The following is an 18,438-nucleotide window of genomic DNA, read 5'->3' as shown; positions in this document are numbered from 1 at the left end:
AGGCTGCTGACACAGCCATGGGCGATGATCTCGACCTGAGCACGATCGCGGAATATGCCGGCATGCTCCTGCAAGGCGCAGGAGTCACGCTGGCATTGACCGCGGTCGCCGCGACCTTCGGCCTCCTCATCAGCATCGGTGGGGCGGCGACGGCTCGCTGGGGCATGCGCTGGGCGCGCACCCTGGTGACCGCCTATGTCGAGCTGATCCGCAACACCCCCTTCCTCGTCCAGCTCTTCTTCATCTTCTTTGGCCTGCCGAGCCTCGGCCTGAAGATGACGGCGATGACGGCCGCCATCATCGCCATGACCATCAACCTCACGGCCTATACGATCGAGATCATGCGCGCGGGCATCGAATCCGTGCCGCCAGGCCAGCGCGAAGCGGGCCTCGCTTTGGGCCTCCATCCGATCTGGGTCTTCATCAGCGTCATCCTGCCCCAGGCCATCGCCAATGTGTATCCGGCCCTGGTCAGCCAGATCGTCATCACCATGCTGGAATCCGCCGTCGTCTCGCAGATCGCCGTCATGGACCTCACCCATGTCGCCGACCTCATCCAGTCGCGTAACTACCGCACTTTCGAAGCCTACTCCGCGGTCGCCGTGATCTATCTCGTCATGGCGATCTGCCTGCGCCGCCTCGCCGCCAAGGCCGGCAGCCGCCTTTTTGCCGGACGCGCGCGATGATCGAATTCTCGCTCGTCGATATCCTCTCCTTTCTGCTTCTCGCCACGCGCTGGACGCTGGCCCTCTCGGCCATCGCGTTTCTGGGCGGCGGCATCGGCGCGCTTCTCCTGCTGCTGCTGCGCTATGCCAGGCCCGCAATCGGCGGCCGGGTCATGCATCTTTATGTCGAGCTGTTCCAGGGTACGCCGCTCCTCCTGCAGCTCTTCCTCATCTTCTTCGGTCTGCCGAAACTGGGTGTTGACGTCTCGCCGCTGCTGGCAGCGACCATCGCGCTCACCCTCTATGCCACCGCCTTCCTTGCCGAAATCTGGCGCGGCTGCGTCGATGCGATCCCACGCGGCCAATGGGACGCCAGCGCCAGTCTGGGCATGACATTTGTTCAGCAGATGCGTGACGTGATCCTGCCCCAGGCCCTCAAGATCGCCATCCCGCCCACGGTCGGATTCCTGGTGCAGCTGGTGAAAAGCACGGCCCTGGCCTCGATCGTAGGCTTCCATGAATTGACCAAGGCGGGGCAGGTCATCAACAACGCGACCTTCCAGCCTTTCGTCACCTACAGCATCGTGGCGCTGATATATTTCGCCATCTGCTACCCGCTCACACACTGGTCGCGGCGCCTGGAACGGCGCCTGACTCCCACCGGCCATCGCTGAGGACTTGCCCATGGACCCGCAGATCAACAAATCGGCACCGATGATCGAGCTGCGCAAGGTCAGCAAGTGGTACGACTCGTTCCAAGCCCTCAAAGATGTCTCGCTGACCGTGAACAAGGGCGAGCGCGTGGTGATCTGCGGCCCGTCAGGCTCCGGCAAATCGACCGCGATCCGCTGCATCAACCGGCTGGAACAGCATCAATCGGGTGAGATCCTGGTCGAAGGTGTCGAACTCACCCAGGACTTCAAGAATATCGAACTCATCCGGCGTGAAGTCGGCATGGTGTTCCAGCAGTTCAACCTGTTCCCGCATTTGACCATCCTGCAGAACCTGACCCTGGCGCCGCGCCGCGTGCGCAAGATGCCCCGCGCCGAGGCCGAGGAGTTGGCCATGCGTTATCTCACCCGCGTCCGCATCGCCGAACAGGCGCACAAATACCCGGCGCAATTGTCGGGCGGCCAGCAGCAGCGCGTCGCCATCGCCCGCGCCCTCTGCATGGAGCCGCAGGTGATGCTGTTCGACGAGCCGACTTCGGCCCTCGATCCTGAGATGATCAAGGAAGTGCTCGACGTCATGGTGGAGCTCGCCGAAGAACACATGACCATGATCTGCGTCACCCATGAAATGGGCTTCGCCCGCACGGTCGCCGACCGCGTCGTCTTCATGGATCATGGCCAGGTGGTCGAAGTGGCGCCGCCCGCGGAGTTCTTCGCCAACCCCAAGAACGAGCGCACCAAGCTGTTCCTCGGGCAGCTGCTGAAGCATTGAGCCGATAAAAAGCCCCTCACCCCGACCCTCTCCCCGCTATCGCGGGGCGAGGGAGTTGCGACCCAGCTTGCTTAAAAGCCCCTCGCCCCTTTGGGGAGAGGGGTTGGGGTGAGGGGCTCTCAAACCCGCGCCAGCTTCTTCGGTTTCACAGCCTCCGGCACCGCCCGGTGCACCGCATGGACCTCCTCCAGGAAGGCGCCCAGCAGCGGCTTCTTCTGCTCGGTCTTGCGCATGGTGAGGTAGATCGGGTTCTGATAGCCGAGCCGCTTCTCGAGCAGCGGCCGCATCAGATCCTGTGCCACCCATTGCTGGGCGAAATGCGATGGTAGGAAGCCGATATAGCGGCCGGACAGGATGAACACCGCGACACTCTCCATGAGGTCGGCGGTGGCGGTCGAGGTGAGGCTCACGCCATTGGGAAACTGGTTGGGCGCCGTGTAGGCGCGCCGGGCGAATTGCTGGTCCTTGAGATCGTCGAGCGTCACCGCTGCGCTGCGCGCAAACAAGGGATGACCCAGGCCGCAATAAAGCACCTGCCGTTCCTCGAACAGATCCTCATAACAGAGATAGGGCGAATGCCGCCCGCAGGCGCCGAAGCCCAGATCATGCCGCCCCTCCAGCACCGCCTGCTCGATCTCGGTCGGAGAGGTCACCTGGACCGAGATCTGCACCTCCGGCGCCTGCTGGTTGAAGCGGCTGATCGCCTGATGCAGCCGGCAGGCAGGATTGGTGATGAGATTGTCGACGATGCCGATGGAGAGGGTCCCCACCAGGCTGTTGCGCGCCGCCCCCGCCGCTGCGCGGAATTCATCCACCGCGCCGAACAGGCGCTGGCTCGCCTGGTAGATGAGCTTGCCCTTTTCGGTGAGACTGAACCCGGCGCGGCCCCGCTCGCACAGCCGCACACCCAGGCGCTGCTCCAGCGCCGTCATATGTGTGCTGATGGTCGACTGGCTGACATTCAACTCGATCTGTGCCGCCGAAAAACCGCCGGCCTCGACCACCTTGGCAAAGACGCGCAGCAGCTTGAGATCGCCTTCGCTGAGATTGGCCAACATTGGCATGCCTTCATATCGTGCGGTGTCGAAGTGAACGTAGGTTATTCTGTATTGTAACAATCTCCCGGGCAAGGCTCTATCCTCCTCATAATCCCCTGATTTCTCTGGAGAAAATCGATCATGGCGACCTGTGGTGAATGGCTGGTGCAGCTTCTCGAGGCCTATGGCGTCGAGCTGGTCTTCGGCATCCCGGGCGTGCACACGGTCGAGCTTTACCGGGGATTGCCGCAGACCCGCATCCGCCATGTCACACCCCGCCACGAACAGGGTGCTGGCTTCATGGCCGATGGCTATGCGCGGGTGAGCGGGAAGCCCGGCGTTTGCTTCATCGTCACCGGCCCCGGCATGACCAATATCCTGACCAGTATGGGCCAGGCCTATGCAGATTCCATCCCCATGCTGGTGATCTCCGCCGTCAACCGCACGGAGCAGCTCGGCATGGGCGATGGCCGCCTCCATGAATTGCCCTCGCAGCGCAATGTCGTGGCAGGTGTGTCGGCTTTCAGCCACACGCTGCTGTCACCTGATCAATTGCCGCAGATCCTGGCACGTGCCTTTGCGCTCTTTGCCAGTGCGCGGCCCCGCCCGGTCCATATCGAGATTCCCATCGACGTCATCACCGCCCGGGTCGATCCGGTCATCGTCGCCCGGCGCGCCTTGCCCAAGCGCCCGGCACCATTGGCCGCCGACATCGCCCTGGCGGCAAGCTGGCTGAAAGCGGCAAAGACGCCGCTCCTCATCCTCGGCGGTGGCGCCGCCGACGCAGCGGTTGGTATCCGCGCACTGGCCGAACATCTCGACGCGCCGGTCATCAACACGGTGAATGCCAAGGGCATCCTGCCACCATCGCATCCCTTGCGCATCGGCGAGAACATGGCCTTCCCACCGGTCCATGACGCGATCGCAGCATCCGACCTGGTGCTGGCCATCGGCACCGAATTCGGCGAGACGGAAATGTATCCCGAGCCCAAGCCCCTGCAGTTCGGCGGCAAGCTCATCCGCATCGACATCGATCCCGAACAATTGGTCCGTGCGGTCGCAACCGATCTGCCCATCTTGAGCGATTCCGCCTTCGCCGTGACGGCGCTCAACCAGGCGCTCGGTGTTGCGCAGGAGACCGTCGCCAAAACGGATTCACCCGGCGCCAGGCGCGCCGCCGCCGTGCGCGCTGCGAACCGTCCGCATTGGTGGCCGGCGGTCAGCCTGCATCAGCGCATCGCCAAGGTGGTTCTGGAGGCATTGCCGGATGCCATCATCGCCGGCGATTCGACCGAGCCGGTCTATGCTCTCAACCAATGTTATGAATCGCCAAGGCCCCGTTCCTATTTCAACTCCAGCACCGGTTATGGGACCCTCGGCTACGGATTGCCGGCCGGCATCGGCGCCAAGCTCGCCGCCCCCGACCGGCCCGTGGTGGTGCTGATCGGCGATGGCGGCCTGCAATTCACCATCGCGGAACTCGCGTCCGCAGTCGAAGCAGCGATGCCGCTCATCGTGCTGCTGTGGAACAATGACGGCTATGGCGAGATCAAGACCTATATGGTCGACCGCCAGATCCAGCCCATCGGCGTCGACATCTACACGCCGGATTTCCTCACCATCGCCATCGGCTTCGGCTGCGGCGCGCTGCGGCCAAGCAGCGTCGCGGAACTCACCTCGGCCCTCCGCCGTGCCGCCACCGCCAGGATCCCGACCGTGATCGAAATTCGTGCCGACGCACCCTATATCGCGGCGTTCGCGCAAGGGTAAGCGCCCCTCACCCCAACCCTCTCCCCGCTATCGCGGGGCGAGGGAGTTTCCAACGAGCTCGCTCGAGAGCCCCTCGCCCCATTTATGGGGAGAGGGGTTGGGGTGAGGGGTTAGCGCAGCGTGACGCTGAGCGATGTCGGCGCCCGGAATTCCCAGCCGCGGAACTGGGGCAGCTTGTCCGGCACGAACGCGATCTCTTTCGTGCGCTCAAGCAGCACGCGCAAGGCGACGATCACCTGGTCGCGGGCGAACCAGCGGCCGGAGCAGAAATGCGGACAGAAGCCGAAGGCCGCATGCGGCCCTTCATTGCGGTGGATGTTGAAACGGTCCGGCTCGGTGAAGCGCGCCTCGTCGCGGCTGGCGGAGGAAACCAGCGCACCCACCGCCGCCCCGGCCGGAATCGTGACCCCGCCCAGCTCGACCGCGCGCGTGGTCTCCCGCGTCTGCGTGCCGATGGGCGCCACCCAGCGCAAGCCTTCATCGACCGCCTTGGGCAGCAGTTCCGAGATATTCTGCCGGACGTCAGCGAGCTGGTCGGGATTGGTCAGCAACCCCACCAGCACCGATCCCGCCCCATGCCCCGGTTCCTGCATGCCGCCCAGCAGGGTCACCTTGACCGTGGGGAGCAGCATCTCGCGCGAACGTGTCGTCCCCGCCGGCATCCCGTCATGGAGCATGTGTGAGAGCGCCGACTGATCCGGCGCCCGCTCCAGACGGTCGAAGATGAGATCTGCCGCTTCGGTAATCTCGGCGCTCACCGCATCGCCGATCTTCTGCCGTTCCGGGTCATTCTCGAAATTGATCGCACCCTGCGCCAGGCCGTAGAACCAGCGCCGCAGGGTTGGCATGTCGACCCCCTCGAAGCCGAACGAACGGGCGAGGCTCAAGGTCGAGATGGGTTCGAAATAGTCGGCCATCAGATCGCCGCCGCCCTTCGCCAGCAGCGCATCCAGATACTCATCGGCGATCGGCCGCACCAACGGCTCGATATAGCTGGCCACCGCCTTGGGTTTGTATTTGGGGTCGATGCCGGCCCGTAATTCCTTATGCACCGGCCCGTCGGTCGTGAGGATGGTTGGCTTGCCGAAGGTGCGCTCGACCGGCGAGGATTTGACTTGTGCCGTGAAGATATCCGGCGACTTCGCCACATGTTCGACATCGGCCCAACGCGTCACCAGCCAGATATTGACGGCCGGCACGAAAGCGACCGGCGCCTCGCGCCGCATGCGCGCATAAAGCGGGTAAGGGTCGTCCTCGAGATCCTGGACGGTGATCCGGTCGGTAAACTTCATGCAATCCCCCGCACACAGAAAAAGGGCGGAACGGTATGACCCGTTCCGCCCGTGAGAGGTCGTTCGTCAGTGCTTCTGATGCGCGCCCAGATCGGCAAAGCGCGTGCCGCCTGCCTGCTTCAACTGGTTGGCGACGATGGCGCCAATGATCGCCGCCACCGGCACCAGGATCGGCAAGCCGATCGCGAGACCTTCGGCGAATGGCGTGCTCGCGCTGATCAGCAGCCCGAAATTCACCACCACGGCAATGCCGATGGCCGCCAGCGTCAGGCCCGCAGCAATGGGCGCAATGATCGTTCGGAACGGTGATCCTTCAAGACCTGGCGACCGCTTAAAGAACGCGATCACGGCAAAGGACACGACGGCCATCAGCGCAATCACGCACAGCGTCGCCAAGTTGGTTAACCACACGAACAGCGCCAGCACCGGATCCTGGTTGGTGACGACGAAGATCGCCAGCACCACGATGCCGAGGATGGTCTGGAGGACCGACCCCGTATGCGGGCTCTGATGTTCGTCATGGGTCCGGCCGAGATGGGCCGGCAGCAGGCCCTCGCGGCCCATCACATAGAAATAGCGCGCGGCTGCATTGTGGAAGGCGAGGAGTGCCGCGAACACGGAGGAGACCAGCAGCAGGCTCATCAGCGTGGTGACGGCGCTGCCGACATACTGGTCCGAAAGGACGAAGATGAAGGTGGTGGGATCGGCAAGGCCGCCCAGCGTTTCCATCAGCTTGTCGGGACCGGTGCCCAGCACCATGCACCAGGTGGTGAAGGCATAGAAGATGCCGATGACGAGGACCGAGAGATAGGTGGCACGCGGCACCGTGCGGTGCGGATCGCGCGCTTCCTCGCTATAGATCGTGGTCGCCTCAAAACCCATGAAGCCGGCGAAGCACAGCAGCATGCCGATGATGGGCGAGCCGGACATGAAGGCTTCCGGCGTGAAGCTCGCCGTGCTGATTCCGGCAGCGCCACCCTTGCCGACGATGGCAAGATCCATGATGAGGACGACGATATATTCCGCCGCCACCAGGACCGCCAGCACCTTGGCCGAGAGGTCGATCTGGCGATAGCCGAAAATGGCGACCAGCACCAGGGCGATGCCCGACCAGACCCACCATGGCAGGTCGAGGCCGAAACCGGCGAAGGTCGCCGCCGCCACCGCGCCGAACAGGCCGTAAAGCCCGATCTGCATGGCGTTATAGGCCAGCACCGCGACATAGGCCGCGGCACCGCCGGCGACACCGCCGAGGCCCCGCGCCGTAAAGGCATAGAACGACCCGGCATTGGAGATATGCCGCGCCATGGTCGTGTAGCCGACCGAGAAGACGAGCAGGATCGCCGTCACCACCAGCACCGCCAGCGGCACACCGACGCCGTTGCCGAGCAGCATGGCGATCGGAAAACCGCCCGCCACGGCGGTGAGCGGTGCCGCCGCCGAGACGACGAAGAACGTGACCGCGGCAACGCCCAAGGCATTGCGCCGCAATCTGTCCGTGGAATTCAAATCCGTCAATTTCCCCTCCCTGAAAACGCCGGCGGCCGAACGATCTCGGCCGCCAAAACCCCCGTGTGCTGCGCGCGGGAATCACCCGCGGCCAAGTCTCATCGTTTCGGCAAGGCGCAGGCCTTGCCGTCGATTTTTATTTTTCATTCGATGTCGAACGATAACGCGAATCAAAATCCTCGGCAAGAGACAGTTGCGACTTGAGCGCGCGCGGCGATTGGTCCCTTATGTGGTCGGCGGCGCGATGCTATAAAGCGCGCGCCTCGAATCCCTTCGGAGTTTCGCTTTGGACAAAGACCGCCGCGCCCCCGCCCGCCTTGCTGCACCCGCGAAGAGCGAGGGGGCCAGATCTCGCGGCAAGGAGTCGGTGTCCACTTCGTCACCGGCAAAGAAGCCAGTTCCATCAAAGTCCTCCACCGGGAAACGCTCGACCAAGCCGCTCGCGGAGGTGCTGGGCGAGAAGCGGGTGGCGGGCCTCCGCATCAATCTCGATTCGATGGCGCTGGTCTCCAACATCCACCGCGCCTCCGGTTTCATTCGCGATCATTTCGAACGTGCCGTGCTGAAAGAGGCCGATCTGCATTGGTCAGCCTTCGTGACGCTGTGGTGCCTGTGGATCTATGGCGAGCTGGAAACGCGCCGCTTGGCCGCCGAAGCCGGGGTCGCCAAAAGCACCCTCTCCAGCATTCTCAACATGCTGGAAGGGCGCAAGCTGGTGCGCCGGCGCGCCAACGAACTCGAGCGCCGCCTCGTCATCGTCAACCTCACCGCGACCGGCGCCGAGCTCATCAGCAGCATCTTTCCGAAGTTCAACGCCGAGGAGACCCGCATCGTCGAACGCCTCAGCGCCAAGCAAATGCAGGCCGCGACCGATGCGATTCGCCTCATCCTCGCCACCATCAACGATCTCGACGGGCCGCTCGAGGGCAGCTGATCCTCCCCCTGCGACCCACTGCCACTGCGACGCTTGACTCGCTTGACGCTTTGAATAATTATTCGACGTCGAACGATTTTGCGGAGCGGCAGGATGCGGGCTTTGGTCGAAGGTGTCGAGGTTGACGGCAGGCATTGGATCGGCGGCAAGCGCGTCGACAGTGCCCGGAAATTCTCTGCCATCTCGCCGATCGACGAACAGCCGATCGCCGAGATCGCGTCGGGCGATGCGCCTGAAATCGATCAGGCGGTGACGGCCGCCGCCACCGCGTTCCACTCCTGGAAGAAGATCAGCCGGCAGGAACGCGCCGGTTACCTGCATCGCATCGCCGACATCATTGAGTCCCGTGTCGAGCAGCTCTCTGTGGTCGAAACCCGCGACAACGGCTCGCTGCTCCGCTCCCACCGGCGCGGCGTCATGCCCCGCGTCGCCATGAATTTCCGCTTCTTTGCCGATTGGCTGCTGCAACTGGATCACGCCGATTTCGACGTGCGCGGCCATCGCAACCATGTGAGCTATGACCCGAGCGGTGTCGCTGCCATCATCACGCCGTGGAACGCGCCGTTGATGCTGGGCACCTGGCGCATCGCCCCGGCGCTCGCCGCCGGCTGCACCGTCGTCTACAAGCCGCCGGAATGGGCGCCGCTCACGGCCTCTCTGCTCGCCGACATCACCGCCGAAGCTGGATTGCCGGACGGCGTCTTCAATGTCGTCCAGGGTCTCGGCCGCGAAGCGGGTGCTGCCCTCTCGCGCCATCCGAAGATCCGGCGACTGAGCTTCACCGGCTCGGTGCCGACCGCCAAAACCATCGCTGCGGCCGCCGCCCCCAATCTGGTGCCCTTGTCGTTCGAGCTTGGCGGCAAATCGCCCTTCATCGTCTTTGCCGATTGTGATCTCGACCTCGCCGTCAACACCGCGATCGGCCAGTATGACAATGCCGGCCAGGTCTGCCTCGCCGGCACGCGCATCCTGGTCGAAGAGAGCATCCGCGACCGCTTCCTCGAAGCATTCCTCGCCAAGGCCAAGGCGATCCGTCAAGGTGATCCGCGCGATGAGGCAAGCGATATCGGCCCGCAGATCAGCCGCCAGCATTTCGAACGCGTGAAGGGCTTTGTCGAACGCGCCATCGGTGCCGGCTTGAAGCCCGCACTCGGCGGCGGTCCCAACGACACGCTAGGCGGCCTCTATTTCAAGCCGACCCTGTTCGTCGATCCGCCCGCGACGTCCGAGATCCTGCGCGAGGAAGTCTTCGGCCCGGTCCTCTGCCTGCAATCCTTCACGAGCGAAGCGCAGGCCATCGACATGGCCAACGACACCGAATACGGCCTCGCCGCCGTGGTGATGACCGGCGATCAGCCCCGCGCCGAGCGCGTGACGGCGGCGGTCAATGCGGGCCTCGTTTGGAACAACTGCTTCTTCGTGCGCGATTTGCGCCAGGCCTTCGGCGGCAACGGCAAGTCCGGCATCGGCCGCGAAGGCGGCACCTGGTCGTTCGATTTCTATTGCGACGTCAAGAACGCTGTCTTTGCGCCAACTGGTTGGAGAAAATGATGGGTGAGGTTGTTGGTTGCGGGCTCATTGCCCATGTTCCCACCGTCATGTTGCCGGAGACGATCCGCCACGAGCTCAATAACGGCAAGGACTTCACCGTGGTCGAGGGCTTCCGGCGTTTGCGCAACGAAGTGCTGCCCAAGCTCGATTACGACATCGTCGTGGTGCTCGATTCGCACTGGTTCACCACCGTCGAATTCGTCATCACCAGCGAGGCGCGCCGCAGCGGCAAATACACCTCCGACGAATTGCCGCGCGGGATGAGCCAGATCCCCTACGACCTGCCCGGCGATCCTGCCTTTGCCGAACTGGTGGCGAGCAAGGCGCGGAAGCACGGCACCTGGATCACCCCCAATAACGATCCCTATCTCCCCATCCAATATGCGACTGTCAACGTCGCCCATTATCTGCAGAAAGGCCCCGAGGCCTGGATCTCGATGAGCTGCGCCCAGACCGGCGAGACCGAGGATTTCCTGCGTGTCGGCCGTGCGTTGGGCGAAGCCATCGCCGAGTCCGACAAGAAGGTTTTGCTGCTCGCCTCCGGCGCCATGAGCCACAAATTCTGGCCGTTGCAGAAACTGCGCGCCCATGAGGCGGCGGGGGTCGAGCATATCTTCAGTCCGGAGCATTCCGCCGCTGATTTGAAACGCATCGAGTGGTTCAAGGCCGGCGATCACGCGAGCGTGCTGCGCAGCATGCCAGAATTCCTGAAGTTCAAGCCGGAAGCCAATTTCGGCCACTACCTGATGATGGCCGCGGCCCTCGGCGAGGAGAAACTGTCGGCACCGGGCAGGCTCTACAGCGACTATGAGAATTCCATCGGCACCGGCCAGGTGCATATCTGGTTCGACCGGCCGCAAGGCGGCTGGACGTCACACAAGAAAGCGGCCGAATAAGGCCCAAGTTCTGGGAGAGCAAAATGACCGAATATCGACGCATCCTGCTGGGCGGCGCTGTCGTTGAGACCGAACGCAAGGGCGAGGAACTGGTGGCGCGCGACGGCCGCCGGGTCGCCATTAAGGACGCCATTCATCTGCCCCCCGTGCAGCCGGGCAAGATCATCGCGGTCCACCTCAACCATGTGAGCCGGGTCCACGAATTCCAGATCAAGCTCTCGGCCACACCGACCTATTTCCAGAAGCCGACCTCAGCCCTCAACTCCCACAATGGCGAGATCGTGCGTCCTCGGGGGTGCAAATGGCTGAACTACGAAGGCGAGGTCGCGATCGTCATCGGCAAGCGCGCGCGTAATATCTCGCAGGCAGAAGCCGGCGACTATATCGCCGGCTACACCATCGCCAGTGATTTCGGCCTCCACGATTTCCGCGACACCGATGCGGGCTCCATGCTGCGCGTCAAAGGCAGCGACACGCTCTGTCCCTTAGGGCCGGGCTTCGTCACCGGCTGGGATTTCCACAACAAGTTCCTGCGCACCTATGTCAACGGCAAGGTCGTGCAGGACGGCAACACGTCCGAGATGACCTGGGACATGAACTATCTGGTGGCCGACATCGCCCGCAACATCACGCTGGAACCGGGCGATGTGCTGCTCTCGGGCACACCCGCCAATTCGCGCCCCGTCCAGCCCGGCGACGTGGTCGAAGTCGAGGTCGAAGGGCTCGGTCGCTTGTCGAATCGCGTGGTCGAAGGACCGGAACCGATCCGCACGGATGTGGGTGCGCAGCCCACGGAATCGGAAGAGGTGCTCTCCACGGCCCTGGGGGGCGATTGGGAATTCCGCGGTATCCGCGCCCCGAAGAAACCCGGCGCCTGAGGAGATCGGCACATGACCAGCTTGCAAGGTTTCTTCTATCCGCGCAGCGTCACCGGCCAGGCAGCGCTCCTGCCGCCGCCGCCCTGGCATTATGCGGGCGATCTCCTCACCGTCGAATACCGCACGGACCCCAAGCGCATCGCCGAGATCCTGCCGGCCCCCTTGACGCTGGCTGCCGAAGATCCCGGCGCCGTCGCGCTCATCTGGGCCGATTGGCAATCCTGCGGCGGCTCGAAGGCCGAAATGCTCGACCCCGTGCGCGCGCAATACAAGGAAGCCTTCGCCGTCGTGCGCTGCGCCTTCGAAGGGCGCACCTATTCGCGCTGCATCTATATCTGGGTCGACAAGGACTTCGCGATGCTGCGCGGCATCCACCAGGGCTATCCGAAAAAGTTCGGCTCCATCCACATGACCAGACCCCATCCCTTTGCGCCCGCCCCCCAGGTGGCAGCGGGCGGCGTCTTCGGCGCCACCTTGGCAGCCAATGACCGGCGCCTCGCCGAGGCTGTCATCACGCTGAAGGGGCCTGCTGAGAAGAACGGTTTCGTCAACGGCCATCCGATGGCGCATCACCGCTGGCTGCCGGCGATCGACGGCAAGGGCGACGCCCATGCCGAGCTCATCGAATCAACCGGCGCCAAATTCGAGGGCGGCCAGCCCTTCGCGGCTTCAGTCGATCACTTCGCGCTGTTCGACTCGCCCACCGAGGAACTGGCCCATTTGAAACCGCTGGAGATCATCGGCGGCTATTACCGGCAGATCGGGGTCGTCTGGAACGGCGGCAAGTCGCTGGTCCCGAAGATCAGCGCCTGAAAACGAAGCTGACCACAAGCCTCACGCAGCTCACCGCAACGCAAGGGTTTCGCCATGACGAGTTTTGCCCCCCTCGATGACGGCCATGCCGATCTCTCGGCTCATGATTCCTTCCTGGCCGGCGCGCCGCACAACACCTTCGCCAGGCTGCGCCGCGAGGAGCCGCTCTCCTGGAGCGAGATGAAGGGCGGCAAGGGCTTCTGGTCGCTGACCCGCCATGCCGACATCCTCGAGTTCAACAAGAATTACGATCTGCTGAGTTCCGCGCGCGGCATCCGCATGGAAGACCAGACCTATGAGGAATACCTCGCCCGCCGCACCTTCCAGGAAACCGATCCCCCGGAACATTCAAGGACCCGCGTGCTGGTGGCCAAGGCCTTCTCGAAGCCGGTCGTGGCCCAGTTCGACCAGCAGATCCGCCACATCTGCGATTCCATCCTCGACGATGTCCTGGCGCGCGGCAGTTTCGACGCGGTGAAGGATGTCTCGCGGCAATTGCCGATGCGCATGCTGGGCCAGATCCTCGGCACGCCGGACGAGGATCTCGACTGGCTGGTGGAGAAGGGCGACCAGCTCATCGCCAACACCGATCCCGAATTCACCAGCCTGGTGCTCGACAAGGCCGATACCGAGGCCTATCGCCTGATGCCGTTCCGCTCCCCGGCCGGCGCCGATCTTTATGAATATGCCAAGAAGCTGATGCGCGAAAAGCAGGCCAAGGGCGACACCAGCGGTGTGCTGCACCTCATCCTGCAGCCCGATGCCCATGGCAATGTCATCACCGAAGCGGAGTTCCGCAATTTCTTCTGCCTGCTGGTGGCGGCCGGCAACGACACCACCCGCTATTCGCTCGCGGCCTCGCTCTTTGCCCTCTGCAATCGCCCGCAGCTCATGGACCAGCTCCGCGCCGGCGAAAACAATATCTGGGAAACGGCCCCCGACGAGTTCATCCGCTGGGCCTCGCCCACCATGCATTTCCGGCGCACCGCGACCCGCGATTTTGAGCTCCACGGCAAGAATGTGCGGGAAGGCGACAAGGTGATCTTCTGGTTCGTCTCGGCCAACCGCGACGAAACCGTGTTCGAGGACCCGTTCGAGCTTGACCTGTTGCGCACCCCCAACCGCCATGTATCCTTCGGGCAAGGGGGACCCCATGTGTGCCTGGGCATGTGGCTGGCGCGGCTCGAAGTCCGGATCCTGCTGCAGGAACTGGTGAAGCGCGTGAAGTCCATCGAACAGACCGGCGCCCACGAATTCCTGCGTTCCAATTTCATCGGCGGCATCAAACGACTGCCGGTGCGCATTCAAACGAACTGAATTTCTGTCTGGGAGAACAACAATGGCGACGGCAGAGAGGCTGCGGCTTCTGTTTTGTGACCACCTCAACCTGGCCCGCGGCAAATATCTGCCGGCGGCGAAAATGGGCGACGGCTCGTCGCGCTTCTGCCTCGGCATCTATGCGGTGAGCTATGCCAAGGACCTCATGCCGGCGCCCGGCTCCAAGATGCTGGAGGGTCTCCCCGACTACGACGCCGTCTACAAGGCCGCCGACATCCGCGCCGGCTGGCAGCCGAACACCAAGGTTGTGGTCGCCGACCAGTATGACAATGACGGCACACCGCTGCCGCTCTGCGGTCGCGGGGCGTTGAAGCGCGCCATCGCCGAATGGCAGGCGCTGGGTTATTCGCCCAAGGTGGGGCTGGAGCTCGAAGCCTATGCCTTCTGCCGCGACGAACACGGCAAATGGGTGCCCTATGACACGCCGGGCGCCTTCGTCTACAGCACCGGCCCCTTCACCGATCCGCGTGGCTTTACCGACGCGATCTGGGAAAAGGCCACCGCCGCCGGCTTCCGCATCGATTGCTTCACCTCGGAATATGATGCGCCGCAATTCGAATTCACGCTGACCTATGACGATGCGCTGAAAGCCGTCGACGACATCTTCCTGTTCCGGCTGCTGGCCCGCGAAGTGGCACTCGAACACGGCATCCTGCTCACCTTTATGCCGAAACCTGTCCTGGGTCTGAGCGGCAGCGGCCTCCACGTCAATTTCAGCTTCAACGACAAGGACGGCCGCAATGCCATCGGCGATGCGACGGTTCCGGAACAAATGCCGCCGCTGACGCGCGGTTGCATCGCCGGCCTCATGCAGCATCATGCCGGCATGGCAGGTCTCCTCGCACCCACCGTCAATTCCTATGACCGCTTGAAACCGGCGAGCCTGTCCGGCTTCTGGCGCAATTGGGGCGTCGATCATCGCGGCGTCACCACCCGGCTCTCGGCCGAGGGTGGGGCGAAGTCGCGCATCGAGCACCGCATGGGCGATGGTGCGGCCAATCCCTATACGATGGTCGCCACCATCCTGCAGGCAGCCAGGCTCGGCTTCGTCAATAACTATAAGCTGGCCCCGGCCGAAACCGCCGATTGCCTGGAAAACCAGGACGCCCGCGAAGGTGTCGCGGAAACCCTGGGCGGTGCCCTGGACGCCCTGGTCGCCGACAAACCCCTGGTAGAGGCCGTGGGGCAGGGACTGGTCGACAACCACGTCTTCATCAAGCAGCATGAGGTCGAGCGCGTGGGCGCCCTCGAAGGTGACGCCAAACGCGACTATTACATCAACTATATCTAGGCAGCTTGCGGGCGAGAGGGAAAAGACGATGCCGAAGATCACCTGGGTCCTCGATGGCGGGCGTGAGATCAGCGCCAATGTCGCCGTGGGGCACAATCTCATGGAAGCCGCCGTCGCCAACAATGTGCCCGACGTGATCGGCGAATGCGGCGGCTGCCTTTCCTGCGCCACCTGCCATGTCTATGTCGATCCCGCCTGGGCGGCGAAGACCGGCAAGCCCGGCGAAATGGAAGACGACATGCTGGAGATCACCACCGCCGAGCGGCGCGAGATGAGCCGGTTGTCCTGCCAGATCATCGCGACCGAGGAACTTGACGGCCTGATCCTGCACGTCCCGCATATCTGACGGGCAGGGACCATGGCGGCACCGATCATCCTCCTGGGCGCCGGCCAGGCCAGCGCCTCCTGCGCCGCCAAGCTGCGCGCCTTGGGCTATGACGGCAAGCTCACGATCGTCGGCGAGGAACCGGCCGCCCCCTATCAGCGCCCGCCGCTCTCCAAGAAATATGTCTCCGGCGAATTGGCGGTCGAGCGTTTGTTCATCCGTCCCTTGAGCTGGTATGGCGAACAGCAGATCGACCTCCGCCTCGAGAGCCACGCCGTGGCGCTGGATCCCGCCGCTCATCTCTTGACGCTCGCCGATGGCAGCAAGCTTCCCTATTCGAAACTGCTGCTGGCGACCGGCTCGACGCCGCGCTCGCTGCCCTCTGAGATCGGCGGCAGGCTCGGCAATGTCTTCACCATCCGCAACCTCGCCGACGCCGATGCCATCGCCCCTGCCTTGAAGCCCGGTGCAAAGCTGCTGGTGATCGGCGGCGGTTATATCGGCCTCGAAGCGGCGGCGGTCGCGGCACAGAAGGGCCTCACTGTCACAGTCATTGAGATGGCGGAGCGGATCCTGCAGCGCGTGGCGGCGGCCCCCACCTCGGATTTCTTCCGCGCCCTCCATCAGTCGCATGGCGTCACCATCCGTGAATCGACCGGCCTTGCTGAACTCCTGGGTGCCGACAATCGCCTGACCGGCGCCCGGCTCAAGGACGGCACCATCATCCCGGCCGATCTTGCCATCGTCGGCATCGGCATCATCCCCAATGACGCGCTGGCACGGGATGCGGGTCTTGCCGTCGAGGGCGGCATCCTGGTCGACGGCCAATGCCGCACCAGCGATCCAGACATCTTCGCTGCCGGGGATTGCGCAGTCTTTGCCTGGCGCGGTGCGCGTACGCGGCTTGAATCGGTGCAGAACGCGATCGACCAGGGCGAACATGCCGCGGCCTGCCTGCTCGGCGCAGCACCCGACTATGATCCCAAGCCCTGGTTCTGGTCCGACCAATATGACGTGAAGCTGCAGATCGCCGGCCTCAACCGGGGTTATGACAGCACGGTGCTCCGCCCCGGCAAGCGACCCTTGAGCCAGTCGATCTGGTATTTCCAGGGCGACAAGCTCATCGCCATCGACGCCATGAACGACGCCCTGGCCTACGCCTTGGGCAAGAAGGCCCTCGAGGCCGGCAGATCCCCGGACCGCGCGGCCTTGGCCGATCCGGCCAGCGACCTCAAGACAGTTCTCGCCTGAAGCGCCCCTCACCCCGACCCTCTCCCCGCAAGCGGGGCGAGGGAGTTTCCAGCGAGCTGGCTTTAAAGCCCCTCGCCCCTCTGGGGAGAGGGGTTGGGGTGAGGGGTTTTTGACAAAATCCACCGCCTCTTTACGAGGCCCGTCGATTTTCGCATTGTCGGCAACCCTGACGACGTTTGGCGACTCGCATGAATTCTTCATCCCAACAAGAGAGCGACGGCGGCACCCTGGCGGCCTTCTCGCACCAGGCCATGGCCGCCGGGCTGCTTGCGGCCTTCGTCGGCTTTGCCAGTTCCTTTGCCGTCATCATCCAGGGCCTGACCGCCATGGGGGCGAGCCAGGCGCAGGCGGCCTCGGGCCTCATGGCGCTTTCCATCAGCATGGGTCTCTGCGCGATCTATCTCAGCCTCAGGACCCGGCAGCCGATCAGCATCGCCTGGTCGACGCCGGGTGCCGCCCTCCTCGCCGCGACTGCCTTGCCGGAGGGTGGCTTTCCCGTCGCCATCGGCGCCTTCCTCATCAGCGGCGCGCTCATTGTCATCGCGGGACTCTGGAAGCCGTTGGGCCGCGCGGTGGCGGCGATCCCCGCACCGCTCGCCAATGCGATGCTGGCGGGCGTTTTGCTCGGCCTCTGCCTCGCCCCGGTCAAGGCCATCGCCGAGGCACCCGCCTATGGCCTCGCGATCATCGTCACCTGGGCGCTGGTGGCGCGTTTCCGGCGGCTCTATGCCGTGCCGGCCGCGGTGCTGGTGACGGTCATCATCATCGCCGTCACCGTCGATGTCTCGCATCTCGACGCCACGGCGCTGTGGCCGCAGCCGGTCCTGGTCATGCCGGAATTCACCCTCTCCGGTCTCATCGGCATCGCGCTGCCGCTCTTCATCGTCACCATGGCATCGCAGAACATCCCCGGCATCGCCGTGCTCAATGTCAACGGCTACCGCCCGCATCCGGGGCCGCTCTTCAGCATCACCGGCATCTTCACGCTGCTGGCAGCACCCTTCGGCGGCCATGCGGTGAACCTGGCCGCCATCACCGCGGCCCTCTGCGCCGGGGTCGATGCCCATCCTGATCCCGCACGGCGCTATTGGGCGGCCGCCACCTCGGGCATCTTCTATGTGCTGTTCGGGCTGGGGGCGGGGGCTGCCACCGCCTTCATCAGTGCCGCCCCACCCATCCTCATCCAAGCGGTGGCGGGCCTTGCTTTGTTCGGCGCCTTCGGCGGCGCGCTGCTCGGCGCCGTGACCGATCCTAAGGACCGCGAGGCCGCCATCATCACCTTTGTGGTGACGGCCTCCGGCATCGGCTTCTTCGGCATCAGCGGCGCGTTCTGGGGCTTGCTTGCCGGCGGCGCCATCTATGCCCTGACGCATTGGCGGGGCCAGTCCGGCCGGGGATAGCGTCGCCCCCCCTTGGGGAAGTGCCGGGAAGGCATCACCAACCGC

17 protein-coding genes are annotated in these 18,438 nt (G+C 64.1%); 14 read left to right on the top strand and 3 right to left on the bottom strand.

Annotated elements, in window-relative coordinates; all coding sequences use genetic code 11:
• Positions 1-17 precede the first annotated feature (17 nt).
• The 3 genes from IPK59_09825 to IPK59_09815 are packed head-to-tail and all read left to right on the top strand — an operon-like array spanning position 18 to position 2,108.
• Positions 18-686 carry an amino acid ABC transporter permease gene (locus IPK59_09825; GenBank protein ID MBK8159037.1) on the top strand — a complete coding sequence of 223 codons (669 nt, stop codon included), beginning with the start codon at positions 18-20 and terminating at the stop codon, positions 684-686.
• Complete coding sequence (locus IPK59_09820; GenBank protein MBK8159036.1) at positions 683-1,339, top strand: amino acid ABC transporter permease; 657 nt, start codon at positions 683-685, stop codon at positions 1,337-1,339. The genes IPK59_09825 and IPK59_09820 overlap by 4 nt, the downstream gene beginning before the upstream one ends.
• A 40-nt stretch (positions 1,340-1,379) precedes the next feature.
• Entirely contained in the window at positions 1,380-2,108 is a 729-nt protein-coding gene (locus IPK59_09815) for an amino acid ABC transporter ATP-binding protein (GenBank protein MBK8159035.1), read from the top strand.
• 119 nt (positions 2,109-2,227) lie between these two features.
• Here the strand turns inward: IPK59_09815 and IPK59_09810 are convergent, their stop codons facing one another.
• Positions 2,228-3,172: a LysR family transcriptional regulator gene (locus IPK59_09810; protein MBK8159034.1), complete on the bottom strand. Its 945-nt coding sequence runs from the start codon at positions 3,170-3,172 to the stop codon at positions 2,228-2,230.
• Positions 3,173-3,286: 114 nt separating this feature from the next.
• Here IPK59_09810 and IPK59_09805 point away from each other — a divergent pair, with 114 nt between their 5' ends.
• Positions 3,287-4,915: a 5-guanidino-2-oxopentanoate decarboxylase gene (locus IPK59_09805; protein ID MBK8159033.1), complete on the top strand. Its 1,629-nt coding sequence runs from the start codon at positions 3,287-3,289 to the stop codon at positions 4,913-4,915.
• Between the two features lie 110 nt (positions 4,916-5,025).
• Here IPK59_09805 and IPK59_09800 read toward each other — a convergent pair whose 3' ends face one another.
• Positions 5,026-6,207: a cytochrome P450 gene (locus tag IPK59_09800; protein ID MBK8159032.1), complete on the bottom strand. Its 1,182-nt coding sequence runs from the start codon at positions 6,205-6,207 to the stop codon at positions 5,026-5,028.
• 66 nt (positions 6,208-6,273) lie between these two features.
• Positions 6,274-7,725 carry an APC family permease gene (locus tag IPK59_09795; protein ID MBK8159031.1) on the bottom strand — a complete coding sequence of 484 codons (1,452 nt, stop codon included), beginning with the start codon at positions 7,723-7,725 and terminating at the stop codon, positions 6,274-6,276.
• A 358-nt stretch (positions 7,726-8,083) separates the two neighbouring features.
• Here IPK59_09795 and IPK59_09790 point away from each other — a divergent pair, with 358 nt between their 5' ends.
• The 10 genes from IPK59_09790 to benE all read left to right on the top strand — a co-directional run bounded on the left by IPK59_09790 (position 8,084) and on the right by benE (position 18,393).
• Positions 8,084-8,650: a winged helix-turn-helix transcriptional regulator gene (locus IPK59_09790; protein MBK8159030.1), complete on the top strand. Its 567-nt coding sequence runs from the start codon at positions 8,084-8,086 to the stop codon at positions 8,648-8,650.
• Between the two features lie 93 nt (positions 8,651-8,743).
• Positions 8,744-10,201 (top strand): aldehyde dehydrogenase, encoded by a 1,458-nt coding sequence (locus tag IPK59_09785; protein MBK8159029.1) that lies wholly within the window; start codon positions 8,744-8,746, stop codon positions 10,199-10,201.
• Positions 10,201-11,097: a catechol 1,2-dioxygenase gene (locus IPK59_09780; protein ID MBK8159028.1), complete on the top strand. Its 897-nt coding sequence runs from the start codon at positions 10,201-10,203 to the stop codon at positions 11,095-11,097. The genes IPK59_09785 and IPK59_09780 overlap by 1 nt, the downstream gene beginning before the upstream one ends.
• 23 nt (positions 11,098-11,120) lie before the next feature.
• A complete protein-coding gene (locus IPK59_09775) occupies positions 11,121-11,975 on the top strand; it encodes a fumarylacetoacetate hydrolase family protein (GenBank protein MBK8159027.1) in 855 nt (284 codons plus the stop codon).
• 12 nt (positions 11,976-11,987) lie between these two features.
• Complete coding sequence (locus IPK59_09770) at positions 11,988-12,788, top strand: acetoacetate decarboxylase family protein (protein MBK8159026.1); 801 nt, start codon at positions 11,988-11,990, stop codon at positions 12,786-12,788.
• Positions 12,789-12,842: 54 nt separating this feature from the next.
• Entirely contained in the window at positions 12,843-14,105 is a 1,263-nt protein-coding gene (locus IPK59_09765; protein ID MBK8159025.1) for a cytochrome P450, read from the top strand.
• Positions 14,106-14,127: 22 nt separating this feature from the next.
• Positions 14,128-15,417, top strand: a complete 1,290-nt coding sequence (locus IPK59_09760) for a glutamine synthetase (GenBank protein ID MBK8159024.1) — start codon at positions 14,128-14,130, stop codon at positions 15,415-15,417.
• Positions 15,418-15,445: 28 nt separating this feature from the next.
• Positions 15,446-15,763: a 2Fe-2S iron-sulfur cluster binding domain-containing protein gene (locus IPK59_09755; protein ID MBK8159023.1), complete on the top strand. Its 318-nt coding sequence runs from the start codon at positions 15,446-15,448 to the stop codon at positions 15,761-15,763.
• Between the two features lie 12 nt (positions 15,764-15,775).
• Complete coding sequence (locus IPK59_09750; GenBank protein MBK8159022.1) at positions 15,776-16,993, top strand: FAD-dependent oxidoreductase; 1,218 nt, start codon at positions 15,776-15,778, stop codon at positions 16,991-16,993.
• A gap of 188 nt (positions 16,994-17,181) precedes the next feature.
• On the top strand, positions 17,182-18,393 hold the full coding sequence (gene benE / locus IPK59_09745) for a benzoate/H(+) symporter BenE family transporter (GenBank protein MBK8159021.1): 1,212 nt from the start codon (positions 17,182-17,184) through the stop codon (positions 18,391-18,393).
• The last annotated feature ends 45 nt before the right edge of the window (positions 18,394-18,438 follow it).

This window comes from Rhodospirillaceae bacterium, assembly GCA_016712715.1.
In the GTDB taxonomy this organism is placed as follows: domain Bacteria; phylum Pseudomonadota; class Alphaproteobacteria; order Dongiales; family Dongiaceae; genus Dongia.
The sequence above is the reverse complement of the archived record's forward strand: the minus strand, read 5'-3'. Positions and strand labels throughout refer to the sequence as shown.

Coding starts and splice junctions, on each gene's coding strand:
- IPK59_09825 (MBK8159037.1), top strand. CDS start 18: ATGGGCGATGATCTCGACCTGAGCACGATCGCGGAATATGCCGGCATG.
- IPK59_09820 (MBK8159036.1), top strand. CDS start 683: ATGATCGAATTCTCGCTCGTCGATATCCTCTCCTTTCTGCTTCTCGCC.
- IPK59_09815 (MBK8159035.1), top strand. CDS start 1,380: ATGATCGAGCTGCGCAAGGTCAGCAAGTGGTACGACTCGTTCCAAGCC.
- IPK59_09810 (MBK8159034.1), bottom strand. CDS start 3,172: ATGCCAATGTTGGCCAATCTCAGCGAAGGCGATCTCAAGCTGCTGCGC.
- IPK59_09805 (MBK8159033.1), top strand. CDS start 3,287: ATGGCGACCTGTGGTGAATGGCTGGTGCAGCTTCTCGAGGCCTATGGC.
- IPK59_09800 (MBK8159032.1), bottom strand. CDS start 6,207: ATGAAGTTTACCGACCGGATCACCGTCCAGGATCTCGAGGACGACCCT.
- IPK59_09785 (MBK8159029.1), top strand. CDS start 8,744: ATGCGGGCTTTGGTCGAAGGTGTCGAGGTTGACGGCAGGCATTGGATC.
- IPK59_09780 (MBK8159028.1), top strand. CDS start 10,201: ATGGGTGAGGTTGTTGGTTGCGGGCTCATTGCCCATGTTCCCACCGTC.
- IPK59_09775 (MBK8159027.1), top strand. CDS start 11,121: ATGACCGAATATCGACGCATCCTGCTGGGCGGCGCTGTCGTTGAGACC.
- IPK59_09770 (MBK8159026.1), top strand. CDS start 11,988: ATGACCAGCTTGCAAGGTTTCTTCTATCCGCGCAGCGTCACCGGCCAG.
- IPK59_09765 (MBK8159025.1), top strand. CDS start 12,843: ATGACGAGTTTTGCCCCCCTCGATGACGGCCATGCCGATCTCTCGGCT.
- IPK59_09760 (MBK8159024.1), top strand. CDS start 14,128: ATGGCGACGGCAGAGAGGCTGCGGCTTCTGTTTTGTGACCACCTCAAC.
- IPK59_09755 (MBK8159023.1), top strand. CDS start 15,446: ATGCCGAAGATCACCTGGGTCCTCGATGGCGGGCGTGAGATCAGCGCC.
- IPK59_09750 (MBK8159022.1), top strand. CDS start 15,776: ATGGCGGCACCGATCATCCTCCTGGGCGCCGGCCAGGCCAGCGCCTCC.
- benE (MBK8159021.1), top strand. CDS start 17,182: ATGAATTCTTCATCCCAACAAGAGAGCGACGGCGGCACCCTGGCGGCC.